This is a genomic window from Epilithonimonas sp., assembly GCF_056329745.1.
Genome location: NZ_JBWEYV010000005.1, coordinates 22,061 through 39,001, shown reverse-complemented (window position 1 = coordinate 39,001; position 16,941 = coordinate 22,061). Strand labels below are relative to the sequence as shown.

Annotated in this window: 15 protein-coding genes; 10 read left to right on the top strand and 5 right to left on the bottom strand. The window is 36.5% G+C overall.

The window, feature by feature from the left end; genetic code table 11:
* Positions 1 to 54 precede the first annotated feature (54 nt).
* The 3 genes from AC00Y6_RS05235 (at position 55) to AC00Y6_RS05225 (ending at position 4,318) form a co-directional block, all read left to right on the top strand.
* On the top strand, positions 55 to 975 hold the full coding sequence (locus tag AC00Y6_RS05235) for a PfkB family carbohydrate kinase (RefSeq protein ID WP_474489566.1): 921 nt from the start codon (positions 55 to 57) through the stop codon (positions 973 to 975).
* Positions 976 to 1,038: 63 nt separating this feature from the next.
* Positions 1,039 to 2,874 (top strand): hypothetical protein, encoded by a 1,836-nt coding sequence (locus AC00Y6_RS05230; protein WP_474489565.1) that lies wholly within the window; start codon positions 1,039 to 1,041, stop codon positions 2,872 to 2,874.
* A gap of 67 nt (positions 2,875 to 2,941) precedes the next feature.
* Positions 2,942 to 4,318, top strand: a complete 1,377-nt coding sequence (locus AC00Y6_RS05225) for a peptidylprolyl isomerase (RefSeq protein ID WP_474489564.1) — start codon at positions 2,942 to 2,944, stop codon at positions 4,316 to 4,318.
* Between the two features lie 232 nt (positions 4,319 to 4,550).
* Here AC00Y6_RS05225 and AC00Y6_RS05220 read toward each other — a convergent pair whose 3' ends face one another.
* The 3 genes from AC00Y6_RS05220 to AC00Y6_RS05210 all read right to left on the bottom strand — a co-directional run bounded on the left by AC00Y6_RS05220 (position 4,551) and on the right by AC00Y6_RS05210 (position 7,395).
* Positions 4,551 to 6,002: an LptF/LptG family permease gene (locus AC00Y6_RS05220; RefSeq protein WP_474489563.1), complete on the bottom strand. Its 1,452-nt coding sequence runs from the start codon at positions 6,000 to 6,002 to the stop codon at positions 4,551 to 4,553.
* Between the two features lie 172 nt (positions 6,003 to 6,174).
* A complete protein-coding gene (locus AC00Y6_RS05215; RefSeq protein WP_474489562.1) occupies positions 6,175 to 6,564 on the bottom strand; it encodes a DoxX family protein in 390 nt (129 codons plus the stop codon).
* A 72-nt stretch (positions 6,565 to 6,636) separates the two neighbouring features.
* A complete protein-coding gene (locus AC00Y6_RS05210; RefSeq protein ID WP_474489561.1) occupies positions 6,637 to 7,395 on the bottom strand; it encodes a Rossmann-fold NAD(P)-binding domain-containing protein in 759 nt (252 codons plus the stop codon).
* A 265-nt stretch (positions 7,396 to 7,660) separates the two neighbouring features.
* Here AC00Y6_RS05210 and AC00Y6_RS05205 point away from each other — a divergent pair, with 265 nt between their 5' ends.
* From AC00Y6_RS05205 to AC00Y6_RS05175, 7 genes are all read left to right on the top strand, one after another.
* Positions 7,661 to 8,893 carry a sugar transporter gene (locus AC00Y6_RS05205; RefSeq protein ID WP_474489560.1) on the top strand — a complete coding sequence of 411 codons (1,233 nt, stop codon included), beginning with the start codon at positions 7,661 to 7,663 and terminating at the stop codon, positions 8,891 to 8,893.
* A 576-nt stretch (positions 8,894 to 9,469) separates the two neighbouring features.
* Positions 9,470 to 10,321: an RteC domain-containing protein gene (locus AC00Y6_RS05200; protein ID WP_474489559.1), complete on the top strand. Its 852-nt coding sequence runs from the start codon at positions 9,470 to 9,472 to the stop codon at positions 10,319 to 10,321.
* A 264-nt stretch (positions 10,322 to 10,585) separates the two neighbouring features.
* Positions 10,586 to 10,939: a helix-turn-helix domain-containing protein gene (locus AC00Y6_RS05195; protein WP_474489558.1), complete on the top strand. Its 354-nt coding sequence runs from the start codon at positions 10,586 to 10,588 to the stop codon at positions 10,937 to 10,939.
* 25 nt (positions 10,940 to 10,964) lie between these two features.
* Positions 10,965 to 11,246, top strand: coding sequence for a helix-turn-helix domain-containing protein (locus tag AC00Y6_RS05190; RefSeq protein ID WP_124898923.1), 282 nt, complete (start codon positions 10,965 to 10,967; stop codon positions 11,244 to 11,246).
* Positions 11,247 to 11,344: 98 nt separating this feature from the next.
* Positions 11,345 to 12,829, top strand: coding sequence for a DUF3945 domain-containing protein (locus AC00Y6_RS05185; RefSeq protein WP_474489557.1), 1,485 nt, complete (start codon positions 11,345 to 11,347; stop codon positions 12,827 to 12,829).
* 6 nt (positions 12,830 to 12,835) lie between these two features.
* A complete protein-coding gene (locus tag AC00Y6_RS05180; RefSeq protein WP_474489556.1) occupies positions 12,836 to 14,920 on the top strand; it encodes a type IA DNA topoisomerase in 2,085 nt (694 codons plus the stop codon).
* Entirely contained in the window at positions 14,920 to 15,798 is an 879-nt protein-coding gene (locus AC00Y6_RS05175) for an ORF6N domain-containing protein (RefSeq protein WP_474489555.1), read from the top strand. The genes AC00Y6_RS05180 and AC00Y6_RS05175 overlap by 1 nt, the downstream gene beginning before the upstream one ends.
* Positions 15,799 to 15,833: 35 nt before the next feature.
* Here the strand turns inward: AC00Y6_RS05175 and AC00Y6_RS05170 are convergent, their stop codons facing one another.
* Complete coding sequence (locus AC00Y6_RS05170) at positions 15,834 to 16,010, bottom strand: histone H1 (protein ID WP_474489554.1); 177 nt, start codon at positions 16,008 to 16,010, stop codon at positions 15,834 to 15,836.
* An 84-nt stretch (positions 16,011 to 16,094) separates the two neighbouring features.
* Complete coding sequence (locus tag AC00Y6_RS05165) at positions 16,095 to 16,907, bottom strand: alpha/beta hydrolase (protein WP_474489553.1); 813 nt, start codon at positions 16,905 to 16,907, stop codon at positions 16,095 to 16,097.
* Positions 16,908 to 16,941 lie beyond the last annotated feature (34 nt).

Sequence of the window (16,941 nt, the reverse complement as noted above, 5' to 3'; positions counted from 1 at the left end):
TATAATATTAAAACTTCCGGCCTGTATTAGCAATGCTGGACAAAAACTTAACATATGAAATTATTAGCAGTAGGAACTGTCGCATTTGACGCTATAGAAACACCATTTGGTAAAACAGACAAGATTTTGGGTGGTGCCGCCACTTTTATTGGTTTGGCAGCTTCGGCTTTGGATACAGATGTAAGTTTGGTTTCTGTCATAGGTGGCGATTTTCCTCAGGAATATTTGGATATGCTAACCTCCAAAAATATCAATATCGATGGTGTAGAGGTGGTGAAAGACGGTAAAACTTTTTTCTGGAGCGGCAAATATCATAATGATCTTAACTCCAGAGATACATTAATTACAGAACTGAATGTTTTGGCAGATTTTGATCCCAAAGTGCCGGCGCATGTTGCAGATGCCAATGTTCTTTTATTAGGAAATCTGGATCCTATGGTTCAGTTATCTGTGTTGGAAAGAATGTCCAAAAAACCAGAACTGGTAATCTTGGATACCATGAATTTTTGGATGGACATCGCATGGGACAATCTGATGAAGGTGATTGCCAAAACCGATGTTATCACAATTAATGACGAAGAAGCCAGACAACTTTCGGGTGAATATTCCCTAGTGAAAGCGGCCAAAAAAATCCATGCAATGGGTCCTAAATATGTCATTATCAAAAAAGGGGAACATGGCGCTTTGCTCTTTCACGAGGAAAAAGTATTTGCCATCCCGGCATTGCCACTAGAAGATGTCTTTGATCCAACTGGAGCAGGTGATACTTTTGCCGGCGGATTTGCAGCTTACCTTACCAAAAAGGGAGATTTCGGGTTTGAAAGTATGAAAACGGCTATTATCGTGGGAAGTGCCATGGCATCTTTCACGGTAGAAAAATTTGGGACAGAGAGGATTCAGGCGGTTACAAAAGAAGATTTGAATCACAGGATTCTTCAGTTCCGCGAGTTGACTTCTTTTGAGTCGGCTATATAATTGTTAAGTTTCGTAAATTCACCACTTGGTCTATAGGTAATTATAGGTAAATATATGTTTAGTATGAAGAAGATTTTTTTTCCTGTTATATTGGCGCTGTCTACGCAATCGGTATTTTCACAATATCTGATTGTAGGTAAGGACAGCATCTCTGTAAAAGATTATATCAAAGAAAATAAATACGGCCTTGAGAAAGTAGGTCCGGATAAAGCGGTCAGTTCAACAGTCGAGTTTTTGCTATTGCAGCAGCTTGCTAAAGATAAAAAAGCTGATACACTTAATTTCTATGTAAATGCGGTTAATCAAAAATTATCAGAGTTAAGAGATAAAAAATTCTATCCTCAAAGTATTGTCAATCCGCTATTGCAGGATTTTGTAAACTCAAGCAAGACAGAGCAGGAGGTTTTAATATTCATCAAACAAAAAAAATCTGATGACAAAACAGACTACAAGCAACTTTACAACGAGGTAAAGGCTGGCAAAGTAAGTATGGAAGATTTTATTACAAAAAATTCTACACCAGAAGCTGCCAAACCTTTTTATATCAAACCCGGGATGCTGGATTATGAACTTTATCAGCAGATTAAAGCTACCGCGGTCAATTCTTATACAAACCTGATAGACAGACAAAATGTAGTGGCCTTTGCAAAAGTGGTCAACACCAGGCCAAGCCTAGGATACCTGCTTTTTGGAGTGCTTAGCATCCCCAAAGACGCCAATTATCAGACAACTAAAGATAAAATCTACAAAGAATTAGCGGCGGGGAAAAAATTCCAAGCTGTGGTAAAAGAATTTGCGACCACCGAAGAAGCTAAAAATTCTGGAGGCGGCGTAATGGGGTCTCCTATCTTGCCAGATGAAGTTTACAACGCGCTGAAAGGTCAAAAAAAGGATTTTTACACCAAAGAACCACTTTTAATTGGCGATAGCTATTTTATCTTCAATATCTATAATATAGAACCTTATTTATTGACGGATGAGAATAGATCGTTTTTCCAAAAGGAAATGATGGACAGCAGCTACGGAGAAGAGTTAAACTCGAAAATGGTGAATTATTTGAAGGCTGAAGGCAAATATGCGGAAACCAAAGATTTTGCAGAAATTAAAAAATCTTATCAGGCTTATCTTAACCCCAAAAGTGCTAAAACGTTACTTTTCACCTATGGTAAAAGCAGTGTAAACTATGAGGATTTTAAGAAGGCGCTGGATGCTCAGTATAAAAATCTGGAGCAAATGCCAACCACGCAATGGTCGGAATTGGTTAATTATCAAGCGAATCAGTTTGTAATGATGACTTATGCCAAGAACTTTGACAAGTTACCAGATGTAAAACCTGAATTGGACGAGCTTAAGAAAAATCTACTGTCAGAATATATTTTCTCTGATTATCTTAAAAATGAAGTTAAAAATAATCCCAAATTCTACAAAGATTATTATGATGCCAACAAAGCTAAGTTTGTCTGGGAAAAAAGAGCGGAATCCAGGGCGGCTGTCATTTCAGATCCTGCGTTGGTTAAAGAGTTAGAGAAGGAAGTGAAAGATCCCAAAAAGTGGCAGTCTCTAAAAGAGACCTTTAAAAACAGGGTTAATGATAAAAACCAAGTTTTGGTACATTTTGAAGAAGGTAAAATAGAGGAAAGTGGAGACATATTCAAAAAGTATCATGTACCTTTTAAAAAAGGAACATTTTTAACCAAAATTGGCGAGCGCGATGTGGTGATTGCAATAGATGATATCCTGCCCGAGCAGCAGATGACACTGGCCGAAGCCGAGCCGGAGATGACAGATGCAGTAACCGAAAAGGTTTTGCAAAAGACCATCGCTGACCAACGTGCCAAAACAAAAGTAGAGATTCAGCCAGCCTTTATGGCAGAACTTAACAAAAATTTTAAGAAATAATTATAACTAAAAATAAAGCAAAATTGACTGATAATATTAATTTTGCTGCTTAATAATCTAAAAAATAATGTCAAATTACAAGAAATATCTTTTTTTCTTATCGGTTTTTGCTGTTTTTATCAGTACAAATGTTTCCGCACAGGTGAAAAAAGGCCAGTTGATAGATGGGATTGCTGCGGTAATAGGTAACGAGATTGTACTGGAGTCGGATATCGATGAACAGGCTAATTATGCCAAGCAGCAAGGTGCCAATGTAGGTGATAAATGTGAGTTTATGGAAAGTATCCTTAATAATAAACTGCTCATTTATGAAGCTAAAAAAGATACATTGATAGAAAACCGTAGTGCTGCTATCAAAGAGATGGCGGGAAATAAGTATAACCAAATTCTTGGGCAATTCCCAGATGAGAAAGCAATGTTGGCGGCTTATAAGTTCCGAACATCTTTTGAAATGAAATCTGCCATAGAAAAAATTGATACCGATAACTATTACGGCCAGCAGAAATATGCAAGGATTACTGATAAAGCAGATGTTACGCCTAGTGAAGTGACTGATTTCTACAATCAGTACAAATATCAGCTACCCAACGTAAAGGATGAGGTAATGCTGTCCAAAATCAGCATGTATCCCAAACTCTCTGAATCGCATAAAAAAGAAATCATAGCCAAACTCAACAAGATCAAAGAGGAGATCAAAAATGGCCAAAGTTTTGAGAATCTTGCCAGAATTTATTCTGAAGATGAAGGTTCTGCTGCGGTAGGAGGATTGTACAAAAATATCAATATGGGCCAAATGGTGAAACCTTTTGAGGCTGCTGCACTTAATCTTCAAGAAAATGAGATTTCGGATCCTGTAGAGTCTGAATTTGGTTTCCATCTTATACAATTAATCAAAAGAAATGGTAAAAAGTATGATGCGCGCCATATTCTTATAAAAAGTGTACCTAATGCCGATGAATTGGCTGCTACCAAAAAAGAATTGGATAGTATTAGAACCTTGGTGCTAGATAAAAAAATGACTTTCAAAGATGCTGCTTACAAATTCTCTGATGATAAGAGCAATAAGTATAGTGCAGGGATTATGACCAATGCTCAGGATGGGTCTGATAAAATTGAAAAGTTAAGTCTAGATCCCACAATTTCTTATCAGATTGCGGGTCTTAAGGATGGTGATATTACAGAGCCATTTCAGCAGGAAGATCAACAGAAAAGAAAAATGCTAAGTATCGTACAGGTTAATGGTATTATAGATGCTCATCAATTGGAACTTTCTACCGATTATGAGAGAATCAAGGATCTTGCACTTAACAAGAAGAAGAGCGAAATTGTAGAGAAATGGGTGAATGCAAAGTTCCCATCAGTTTTTATCTCTATTGATGATAAATATAAAGACTGCAAATTCCACAACAACTGGCAAAAAAGTTCAGTTACAAAAGTTAAGTAGAATACTATTCTTAAAAATTTAAAAAGCAGTACAGCCTGATGGTTGTACTGCTTTTTTATGATATATTATTATTGTATTTATTCAGATAATTAATGTTAGTCAATAACAAGAAAATCACGTTTTGACTTTAATGATTTTCAACTAACATCAGCAAAAGATTAATGATAAACAATCATCAGTTGCTAATCTAAGGATGAGTCTTAACGAGTAAATAACAATAGATCAAAATAATCTATTGATATCGCTGATGCTCTTTAGGTTTGGAAAACCTGTTAATAATCGGTTTGAATAATGCCCGATATTTTTCTATATCAAACAATTGGGAGTCTGTTAGGGCTTTGTACGTTAGCCATATACTGAAAGGGAACAATACAAGGTTGGGCAGCCAGGTTGCTAAGTAAGGATCCAGCACTCCTTTCCAGGATAGGTTTTCTACAGACAGATTTAGGACATAAAAAATAATAAATATAACAATCGCAATGATGACCGGCAGTCCCATGCCGCCCTTTCTGATAATGGAACCCAAACTGGCACCAATCAGGAAGAAAATAATACAGGTGAACGAATAGGAGATGATCCGCTGCTGATAAATCACGATTTTATTATGCTGTTTCAAAAGGTCGTCTACCGCGCTTTCGTTAGCCGTAGCCGTGCTTTTCAGTGATTCTATTCTATTATAGGCACTCCATAGGACATCCAGCTTTTTTGGTTCTTTTAATGTATCAATTTTGTAAGGCTGCAAAACCTTCTCTTTAACTTTGGTCTTATCAATGTATTGAACGTAATTGTTGGTCTGTGTAATAACAGGTGCACTTAATGAACCCATCACCGTCGCATTATCTTTTCGGTTTTTATCAAGTGTTTTAGCGACTTCACCATAAGTTTGGAAGCGGTAGTCATCCGTAATTTTTTCGTTTTCGATACCTTTATTAATAATTTCACTAATGTCAAAATGATTTACCAAACTGTCAAACTTTACAGATTGGTTTGGCTGTTTTTGTCGCTCCTCGTAAGATTTGTTGGATACATTATCTGTATAAACATAGCCATTGTAGAGAATTAATTTTAGGTAATTGCGATCTACTGCAGGTGCAAATTTTCCGCTTTTTGCAATAATGGTCTGCTGGTCGTCATAATTACTGGCGTTTTTATGAAGAAAAACCCCTTCCAGCTTTTCGCCATTCTTGCCATAGATTTTATCAAATTTTACTGAATAACCTGATAATTGGTCTATAAAAACGCCAGGAGTAAAATTGATGGCCGGCTTGGTTGAGATGATATTGAACATCATATTTTTCGCCTTCCGCTGAAAATCGGGGATGACATTATTAGAAAACAGAAAAAGAATACCTGCAAGTATAGAAACAGTGATGAAAAGGGGCATCATTACGCGCACTAGGGAAATCCCCGCCGCTTTCATAGCGGCCAGTTCATAACGCTCTCCAAAATCACCAAAGGTCATTATGGAGGAGAGCAAAATAGTAAGCGGAAGCACCATACTCACCACACTGATTCCCAGATAAAAAAGAAACTTGGTAATTTCCCAATAGGTAAGGCCTTTCCCGGCAAGCTGCCCCATCTGTGTCCAGATAATGTTCACAATAAATATGAAGAACAGCACACTGAAGATAAAAAGAAAAGGCCCGAAAAAGGTTTTGATGATATATTGATCTAATTTTTTCAATTCAGAAATTTAAACTTCAAAAATACTGTAAAAAAAGCAATACCGAAATTCGTAACGGCATTTTTAGCAATTATTAATAGTTTTTTGTATTCCTTTTTTATCCCAAAAAATTAATCTTAAATAATAATTCCACTCTCGTGAAGTGGAATTATTTGTGGAATATTTCTTAGGATTATTTCCGATCTGTGGATTTGATGGCCCAAAAGATGAGCAAAGGCTGTATGAAAAGTCTCGCAAAACGGCGCTTATCGGTATTAAGGCCAAAAGCACTACGTCTTTCTTTGTATTGGGTGTAATTTCCCGGGAAAACAGCCGCAAAAAGTCCAGCAGCAACTTTACCAACAAGAGATTCATATTTTTTTGGTGCGGCTATAATGGCTGCACCTACCGCAATCTCTACTACGCCCGAATAAATGACTGTATCGTCTTTTTGTAATGGTACCCATTCTGGCACCTGTGCCTGGAATTCTTTTCTGGCAAATGTCAAATGACCGATGCCAGCGGCGATGAGCATGGTGCCCAATCCATATTTTGCAACTTTTTTGATGGTGTTTGGTTTCATATTGATATTTTTTAATTTTTTGAATAATCTCAATAATAGTTCCAAAAGGAAATTGCAAAAATTAAATTGATACTAAAGATGAAAATACCGCGGATCTGGATAACGGAACTCAAAATCTAATTCGTTGATGAGATGCCCGGCGGATATTGTCCTGCCTTTTGGAAAGGTTTCGCCATCGTGGGATAAGCCTTTTTGAGCATTAATAACCGCTTCTTTACTCGGGTGCATTGGTGCTACTACATTATACAGCTTTGATGCGGAACCTTGTTTCAACATCTTCTCTATAAGCCTTACAATGTCTGTGTAATGGATATGATTGACGGGTTGATCAAGATTAGATATATTATAATTTTTCAGAAGTCGCTGGTCGCCCATAAGCCCGGCTAACCTGAGAATATTGGTTTGCGGAAACTTTTTCCGAAGAAAATTTTCACTGTCAACGGCTTCTACAGGCATATCATCTTCGGTAAAATCCTGATCGCTTTGTGGGTACACACCAGTAGAGCTCATCAGGAAAAGCTCTCCCTTGTAATGATCGAGGAAAAGGAGCAGATTCTCCTGCCGCCACTTCATAGATATCTGCGCCCCGCGAATCCCCGAAAACGGAATGGTTACAATTACGGCATCCAGCTCTGTTAAAATAGACCAAGGTTTGATGCTGGTCTCCATCTGATCCGGGAAATCTGCCAGCGTCATGTGATAACCTTTGGTTTGTAGTTCGGCAGCTTTTGATGCAGAAGTCGTAGTAGCATAAATCGCATATTGGTCAGAAAGCCGTTCTGCAATATGCTTTCCCAACCATCCAAGGCCGATGATGCCAAGTTTTTTCATATGAAATTATGAGATATTAGATGAATGATTTAAGTTATTAAAGATAATGAGATTCTATCATAATAAGATTTGTTATTTTATAATTTTTCTGTCGTTGGAGAAAGTCAAAACTAATACTATAATTAATTTGAACCACTCATAAAGAAGTCTTTAAATCATATGTTCTTATATTTGCCTTTGAGTAACGCTCAGAATCCATGGCTTAGATATACTAATCTGATTTTTTAGGATTTTGAATTATTTCTAATTTGACTATATTTCATCAATGATTCAGCAAGCAAAAGATAATACGACTCAGAAACCAAATATTGGGCAATGGTTTCCTGTAATTTGTATGGCCTTTGCCACATTTATATTTAATACCACCGAGTTTATTCCTATTGGATTGCTAAGTAGTATTGCTACAGATTTTAAAATGACCGAGACGGGGGCTGGCATTATGATTACGGTCTATGCATGGGCAGTAGCATTACTCTCTTTACCATTGATGCTGATCTTTGCCCGAACCGAGAGCAAAAAACTGCTCGGCGGAGTTTTTATTGTCTTCGTTCTTAGCAATGCTGCCTCTTACTTTTCTGATTCCTTTGATATGTTGATGGCATCGCGTTTGGGTGTTGCTTGTGCACATTCGGTATTTTGGGCTATTGCACCACCATTGGCAGTGCGTGTGGCTCCGCCTGGCAAGCAATCTGCTGCGCTGAGCATCCTTACTGTTGGGTCATCATTGGCTATGATATTGGGGCTACCCATTGGTCGGACAATAGGATTGTACTTAGGGTGGAGGGTGACTTTCTTGTCTATTGCTGCGGTAGCTTTCCTTATTATGATTGTCTTGATGAGAGACTTGCCCCTTATGCCTAGCAGAAATAAAAAATCTGCAGAAAGTCTGCCTCATATTTTTCAAAATAAAGCCCTGTTAAGTGTTTATCTTTTGACCGCTATTACCATTACAGGGCATTTTTGTGGGTACAGCTATATCGAGCCATTTTTAACCTATGTTATACATCTGTCTAAAAATGTTACTACTCTGGCCTTGCTGCTTTTTGGTTTCACCGGTATTCTTGGAAGCCTATTGTTCACAAGATTCAGTGCCCAATGGTCTCTTACATTTGCCTTTTGGAGTATTGGCGGGATTATGGTATCTCTTATTGCACTCAAAGTGTTTTCTTTTAGTGAGACCGCTACATTTTTTGTTATAATGTTGTGGGGAGTTGCTATTTCCATTTTTAACTTGTCTTATCAAGCCCGTATCATAAGGCTTTCACCAGATAATACAGATATTGCCATGGCTATTTTTTCGGCTATTTATAATATTGGGATTGGCAGTGGTGCTTATATTGGAGGGATCGTCACAACTAAAGTTGGCTTAGACAATATTGGTTTGATAGGATTTGTGATTGTTGCAATTGCTTTTGTTTATGCTCTTACATTTGTTAAGCCATTACTTTTGAAGTTCATTTCAGCCGAAAAAAACGCTCATTCTCAGAAGTCATACTAGAAATCAAAGGGAAGGTTTACATCTATAATATTATTTTTTTTATTAAAAACTTTAATAATAGCTAAAGTAGCTTATAGATAATAGATTAAGAAATTAAAATTCGCTGTCAGTAACGATTTGGTAATGGTTCTCAATTCTTTAGAACTCTTTCAATTTCCTTGTAAATCAATACACAAAGATATAAAATTTAGAATAAATTCTATTAATCCGGATTTTCATTTTATCAAGGAAAAATGTCCCCTCCTCAATTACTCTATTTCTATTCGGAAACCCATCATCATTAATTCATGTAATTTCTAAAAACTAACGTTTGTATAGAATTACTATGAGCATAAGTCTATTACTAATAGAATTATTTATTAAAATATATTCCTCGATTGAGGAATTGTTTTTTGTAAAATATAATATTAAAAAGTAATTTAAAAACATTAAAAATCAAATATAATTGTAGTTTAAATTAATTATGATTAAAATTCAAAATAGTAAAGTCATAAAAAACATATAAATATATCTCCAATCAAGGAAAATAAAATTAAGTTAAGTGTTTGAAATATTATTCACTTAAATGTTTTTATCATGGCTAAATTTATTTACAAAGATGTATTGTCACAGATACAAAAAGAAGAAAGAAAAGTTGCCTTATCTACGGATAACATTATTGAAGAGTGTTATAAAATGATAGGTTACCTACAAGAATTACTCCGTCAACTAAAGATGGATGTATTAAAACATGGTTTCGCTAAAGAAAATGAAGAAATAGATTTCTTCAAAAGAATCAAACCTCAGATTTTGGGCAAAATTGTATATTATAATAAGGTATCAAGAATTGAAACTACCTGCCCTGTTAGTGATGGTCAACTTTATTTAAACTATTATTCAAACCAAATGAAAAAGTTGAATAAAGAATTCAAAGACCACATTCTTTTATCAGATTTTTATCGGTATTACAAATCAGGTAGAGTTGATAAAGATAATATTTACTTCAGATTAGGAAATATAAATTTCTATGATGGTCTAAATAGTTTTGTTTTTGAGATTGACACTCATTTTTCTACTTACTATGATTATAAAACTGCAAGAATCATAGCAAACGAAAATCTATACTTTTATTTGAATTCAAAAATTTGCAATAATGCTCCGGAAGGACCATCAACGGTAAATCTTATTTTGGATAATAGTGATATTCACTGGACCGATTCTAAGAGTGCTCTTATTGAATTGATTTATGCATTGTATGCTTCAGCATCAGTTTCAAATGGACGTATTAGTTTAACAAAGTTAAGTGCAATAGCCCAGGAACTGTTCAATGTACAACTTGGAGACATTCATCATGCTTTTCACAGAATGAAGGACCGTACTGGAGATAGAGCTTCATTTCTGAATCATCTTAAAAACTCTCTGGAGCAATATATGGATAAAGAATCTTAATGAAGTACATCTTACAGAGATAACGGGTGGATTTAAACAAAACCACCCGTTTTTTTTGCCAAGTAGTTAGATATATAACACCAATATCCAAATTATTAAATGAGACAAATACAATCTCAATAATCTGTATATCACTCAATAATGAAAAGGTTAAAATTTGTTAAATATTCAATTTTAACATTATTTCTTGCTTGTTCCTTGGCTTTTCCTTGCACGATTTTTCAAAAAGTACTCTTCAATTTTGCCATGATAAACTATTGCAAAATGAAAATAATAACTATCGAAGAGGACGCATGGAAACAGCTTAACAGCCGTATCGATGCGATTGCCGAGTATCTGAAAAGATTAGATAATACCAGTTATGATGATTTATGGCTTAACAACCATGAGGTATGCCAATACCTGCATATAAGTGAAAAGACTTTATGGAGAATGCGTACCAAAGGTGAAATAGCTTATTCAAAAATCTACGGTCAATACTTCTACACCATTGGAACAATCAAGGAAATGCTGAACGCGAATGCTATCCAAAGCAGCGATGAATTTGTAGAAGAGCTTATGGCAAAAGGAAAAAGCTATATCGAAAAAGGCAGAAGACTAAAGACAGATAAAAAATAGGTATAACCCCTTAAAGAATATCCCTATGAATATTGATAGAATGGAGTTTCTGGCATGGATGGAACGTATAATGGATCGCTTCGATATGCTTAGCGAACATATTGATGACTTACAAAAACAACGCAACAGTATTGATGGAGAGGAATTACTCGATAATCAGGATTTAATGCAAATGCTTAAAATAAGTAATCGCTCCCTCCAACGTTACCGTACAATTGGCAAACTACGCTATTATACTATCAGCGGTAAATTGTATTACAAATTATCCGATGTACATCAATTCATTAGAGAAAGTTTTACTAAATGAACGCCAATGAACGCCAAATGCTGCCTTTGACGGCCACTTGATGCAAAGCAGCCAATACTTCTTTTACTTTCGGCACTGAACTTCAAAATATTAAAGAAATGAGTGAGCAAACAATAGACAAACAGAACGTTCCGGAACAATTATCGGACATACTGCTGGTACTGGATAAAGAGAAAAAGAAAATCCAGGCTGTAAAGAGCATCGATGAAAATGGAAAAATGGTAACCGTTGATCCTGACAAAAAGAATCAAAGTCAATTTATGCATGTAGACAAAAGTGGCGATTTCTTTTCCAACTTCTTTTCCAATTTTCTCAGCCAGTTAAAGAACCCTACAAACTTCTCCTTTTTCAAAGTTCCTGCACCTATCGCTATTGATATGGCAAATGAAATGCAGAAGCAGGTAGATAAGCCAACTCCCGAAGGTGAAAAAGTAATGAAGGAACACGAGGTGAAAACAGAAACGAAACAGGATAGTAAACAAGAAAATCAAAATAATATGGAAACAACATCACAAACAACACCGGAAACAAGCGAATACCGCTTTAAGCCGGAACAGATCGATTGGGAAACCATGAACAATCTTGGATTAGGCAAAGAACGCCTTGAAAAAATGAACCTTTTAGATCCTTTATTAAAGGGTTATAAAACCAACGAACTGGTTCCTGTAAGCGTGAACCTTGATGGTGCTATTGTTCGTACGGATGCTCGTTTATCCTTACAAACAAATCAGGAAGGAAAAGTAGTAGCGGCAGTACACGGTATCCGTAAAGAACCCAACTTAAACTTTGAATTTTTCGGGCATAAGTTTACCGATGAAGATAAGAAAAACCTTCTCGACAGCGGAAATATGGGACGTGTGGTTGATCTCAAAAATACCAAAACAGGAGAAATGATGCCCTCCATTATCAGTGTAGACAGGCTGACTAATGAATTGGTTGCTCTACGTACAGATTTTATAAAAATTCCAGATGAAATCAAAGGAGTAAAATTGGATGATGCCCAGAAGCAAACGCTGATGGAAGGAAAACCACTTCAGTTGGAAGGAATGATTTCTAAAAAAGGAACTGAGTTTGACGCAACGGTACAGTTCAATGCGGACAAACGCTATGTAGAGTTTATGTTTGACAGAAGCAATACCAATCAACAAGCCCAAGGAAATAAACAAACAGAGGGCACTCAGCAATCACAATCTAAAGAGCAAGGTCAATCACAGGAAGCTCCGAAATCATTCAGAGGTAAAGAGCTGGACAATGAGCAATACAACAAATTCAAAGACGGTCAAACGATTTATGTCAGTGGCTTAGTTGACAAAAAAGGTAAGGAATATAACGGTTATATCACTTATAATAAGGAAAGCGGAAAAACAGGCTTTGAATTTCCTAACCAGTATAAAGAACGTACACAACCTACCGAAGCCCATAAAACACAAACTGCGGTTAATTCTGAAGGTAAAACCAATGAAGCGACCAAAAACCTTAAAGAACCTTTGCAAAAAGGACAGCAAACACCGAAGGACAAAAAGCAGCAGGAACAACAGGAAAAACCAAAAGCTCCTGCAAAATCCAAAGGAAGAAAAATGTAAACAAATATGAAGACAATCATTGCAGAAAAACCAAGTGTAGCAAGGGAAATAGCCAACCTGTTAGGAGCTTCTGAAAAGAAAGAAGGTTACCTGACAGGTAACGGCTATTTTGTTACATGGGCATTCGGTCATTTAATCGGATTAGGAATGCCAGAAGATTATGGAATTTCAGGATTTCAAAAAGAAACTTTGCCTATATTGCCCAATCCATTTATACTGACCGTTCGTAAAGTCAAAAAAGACAAAGGTTATACAGCCGATACAGGAGCATTAAAACAATTGAAAATTATTGAGCAGCTTTTTAATAAGAGCGATAGCATTATAGTAGCTACCGATGCAGGTCGTGAGGGCGAACTCATATTTCGCTATATCTATGAATATCTCAAATGCACTAAACCATTTGAACGGCTTTGGATTAGTTCACTTACCGAAAAAGCCATCAAACAAGGTTTTGATAATCTGAAATCTGGAAAAGAATTTGATGGATTGTATCAGGCAGCACAAGGCAGAAGCCGTGCCGACTGGCTTGTAGGCATCAATGCTACACAAGCGTTGAGCATTGCCGCAGGTAATGGTATTTATTCACTCGGACGGGTACAAACACCAACATTAGCTTTGATATGCAAACGTTATCTGGAAAACAAAAATTTCTCAGTAAAGAAATATTGGCAGATACAGCTATTGCACCACAAAGAGCTGATAGATTTTAAAAGTATTTCCCGGACCAAATGGGAAGATCAAAAACTTGCCGATGATACGCTGAAAGCCATTCAGAGAAGCGGTTCAGCAACTGTAATATCAGTAGAAACAAAAAGTGTTACAGAACAACCACCTTTATTGTTTGACCTTACGGGATTGCAAAAAGAAGCCAATAAAAAACTGAGCCTGTCAGCTGAAGAAACGCTTAATATTGCTCAAAGCCTTTACGAAAAGAAATTTATTACCTATCCACGTACAGGAAGCAAATACATTCCCGAAGATATGTGGGCAGAAATTCCAAATCTTGTAAGATCCTTGCAAGACAGAGAAACCTGTAAGCAAGCTGTAACCAAAATGAAATGGGGACGTTTTAATAAACGCATCGTAAATGATTTGCGTGTAACAGACCATCACGGGTTACTAATTACAGACAAAACACCATCAGCATTAAATGTAAAGGAAAATGCAATTTATGATATGATTGCCTTTCGCTTGCTTGAAGCCCTTTCACAAGCCTGCACCAAAGAGATAACTGATGTTGCTTTACAGGTAACCCATTATGATTTTACCACAAAAGGCTGTAAGATTATCGAAGCAGGTTGGAGAGCCATTAAAGGCAGTTTTTCTGATGAAGATACCGAAGCTATTCAGGACTTACCCGAACTGAAAAATGGCGATGAACTTAAAATCAATGAAGCTACCGTTCTGGAAAAGAAAACCAAACCGCCTGTACTTTATACCGAAGCAGGGCTTTTATCAGCTATGGAAAGTGCCGGAAAGGAAATAGAAAATGAGGACGAACGAAAAGCCTTGCAAAATATCGGCATCGGTACTCCGGCTACAAGAGCCGCCATCATCGAAACACTGTTTACCCGCAACTATATCCGAAGGGATAAGAAATCCTTAATCCCCACCGAAAAAGGGTTGCAGGTATATGAATTGGTCAAAGACCGCAAAATTGCTGACGTGGCAATGACCGCCGAATGGGAATTGGCATTGCAGAAAATCGAAAACAACGAAGCGGATGCAGGAACGTTTCAAAAGGAAATGGAACAATATGCTTCCACTATTACCGATGAATTATTGCAAACTTCCATTGCTCAAAACAATCTACCTAAATTGGTTTGCCCAAAATGCAAAAGCCAGCAACTCATTATCCGTGATAAGGTTGTGAAATGTTCAGATGAAGTGTGTAGTTGGGTACAGTTTCGTAATGTGTGTGGTATACAAATCAGCATAGCCGATATTGAAAAACTTGTCAATAACGGAAAGACCAATCTCATAAAAGGAATGACAAGCAAAGCCGGAAAGAAATTCGATGCTTTTATCGTGTTGAATGAGGATTGCAAAACCTCCTTTGAATTTGAAAAGAATAAACGTAAACGGAAATAATGAATAGCAATATTATTCCTCAAAAAGAAATAGAAAACAGAATTTACAGCATCAGAGGGAAACAGGTAATGCTGGATACCGATCTCGCCAATATCTATCAGGTAGAAACTAAGGTTTTCAACCAGGCAGTAAAGCGTAATGAAGAAAGATTCCCTGAAAATTTCTGCTTTCAGCTCACATCCGAAGAATGGGAGTTTTTAAGGTCACAATTTGTGACCTTAAACGCAGGAAGAGGTCAGCATCGAAAATATTTACCATTTGTATTTACTGAACAAGGAATAGCAATGCTTTCCGGTGTACTAAAAAGTACCGTTGCTATTAGAGTAAGTATTGAAATAATGAATGCTTTCGTAGAAATGCGAAGAATGCTGATCAGTAATGCATCTCTTTTTCATCGTTTGGATAAGATTGAATTGAAGCAATTGGAAGCAGACCAAAAATTTGAAGAAATATTCAAAGCTTTGGAAAGTGATAAGCTTCACAACGAAAAAGGCATCTTCTACAACGGGCAGGTTTTTGATGCTTATACCTTTGTTTCCGATATTATCCGACGTGCTAAAAGTTCCATTATCCTTTTGGATAATTATGTGGACGATACGGTGCTTACTTTATTAGGCAAACGTAGTGATGGTGTTATCGCAATGATTTATACCAAAAGCATCAGTAATCAGTTACGGCTCGATTTACAACGGTATAACAGCCAATATCCATCCATTGAATTAGAGATTTTTTCCGATGCTCATGACCGCTTCTTAATTATTGATCATACCGAACTTTATCATATCGGGGCATCACTCAAAGACCTTGGCAAAAAATGGTTTGCCTTTTCCAGAATGGATATTGAAGTGGGCAGGATGCTTCAACTCTTAAATCCATAACAAATAACCCTCCGAAATTTGGAGGGTTTATTGTTTTAAGCTTTTAATGCTTCTAAAGACGCCTTTCTAAATTCTTTCAATAGCTTTTCAAGCTCCAAAGATGATTTTCTTGCTCTTGTACCTGCGGCTTTGTTTCCTTTTTCTGCCTGTAATTCTGCATCAGCTTTTAATGCTTCAAAGCTTGTACTGATTTTTTCGATTAGTTCTTTCATTATGATAATGGATTAAAATTTGACAATACAAAAATAGAGAATTAATTCAATTCGGTTATTCACCCGTGGATTGGTTTTCATTGCTTATTGGTTCAAAGTCCAAACGATTGCTTTTTCTTTCGTTGCCCTGAAAATGGTATTATGCTTTTCTTGGGGTTCGTCAGAATAATTCCATTTGATATTTGGATAATTTTCTGTTTTAAAAATACCGGCTAACTCTTTCGTATAAGGCGAAACATCCTCTGCGTTCGAGCCTGCAAACCAAATTCGTTTTCCCGTAGTAGGAAATTTTGTTAAATTCTCTTTTGCTGTTCTTACCAAATAATGATTGTTCCACCAAAGTGAAGGGTCAAATGCGATATAGTTATCAAACATTTCAGGAGTAAGGAAGAAAGTTTCCATTACAAAAAGCCCTGAAGCAGATTCGCCAATGATACTTTTTTCGCTTGTAGTTCTGTATTTTTTGTTGATTTCGGGAAAAAGTTCATCTTTTATAAATGCTCTGAATTTTTCCGAACCTCCCACAATTGGGGCAATTTCTTTGTCTTTTTCCACTTCGGTATAACCTGTCAGATCTCTTCTTCTCTGGGTGTTCTCAATGCCTACAAGAATAAGTGGTTTTATTTTTTTCTCCTTAATAAGTTCAGCCAGTGTGTTGGCTATGTGCGGAAAATCTTCTTTAATTCCACCGTCAGCCATATACATAACCGGTAAAGAGTCGGAGGTTGTTTTGTAATCTTCAGGTGTCCATATATTGATGGTTCGTTCCTCGCCAATTTGTTGGGATTGAATTTTAAAAGTTTCGTGTTCCGGAATCGGGTCGTTTGGCTGTGAAGCATTAGAACAGCTTGTCAGAAAAAGAATTGCTGACAAGAAAGCGAAATAAATGTTTTTCATATTTTTTGAAATTTGCTTTAGTAAAAATACAAAT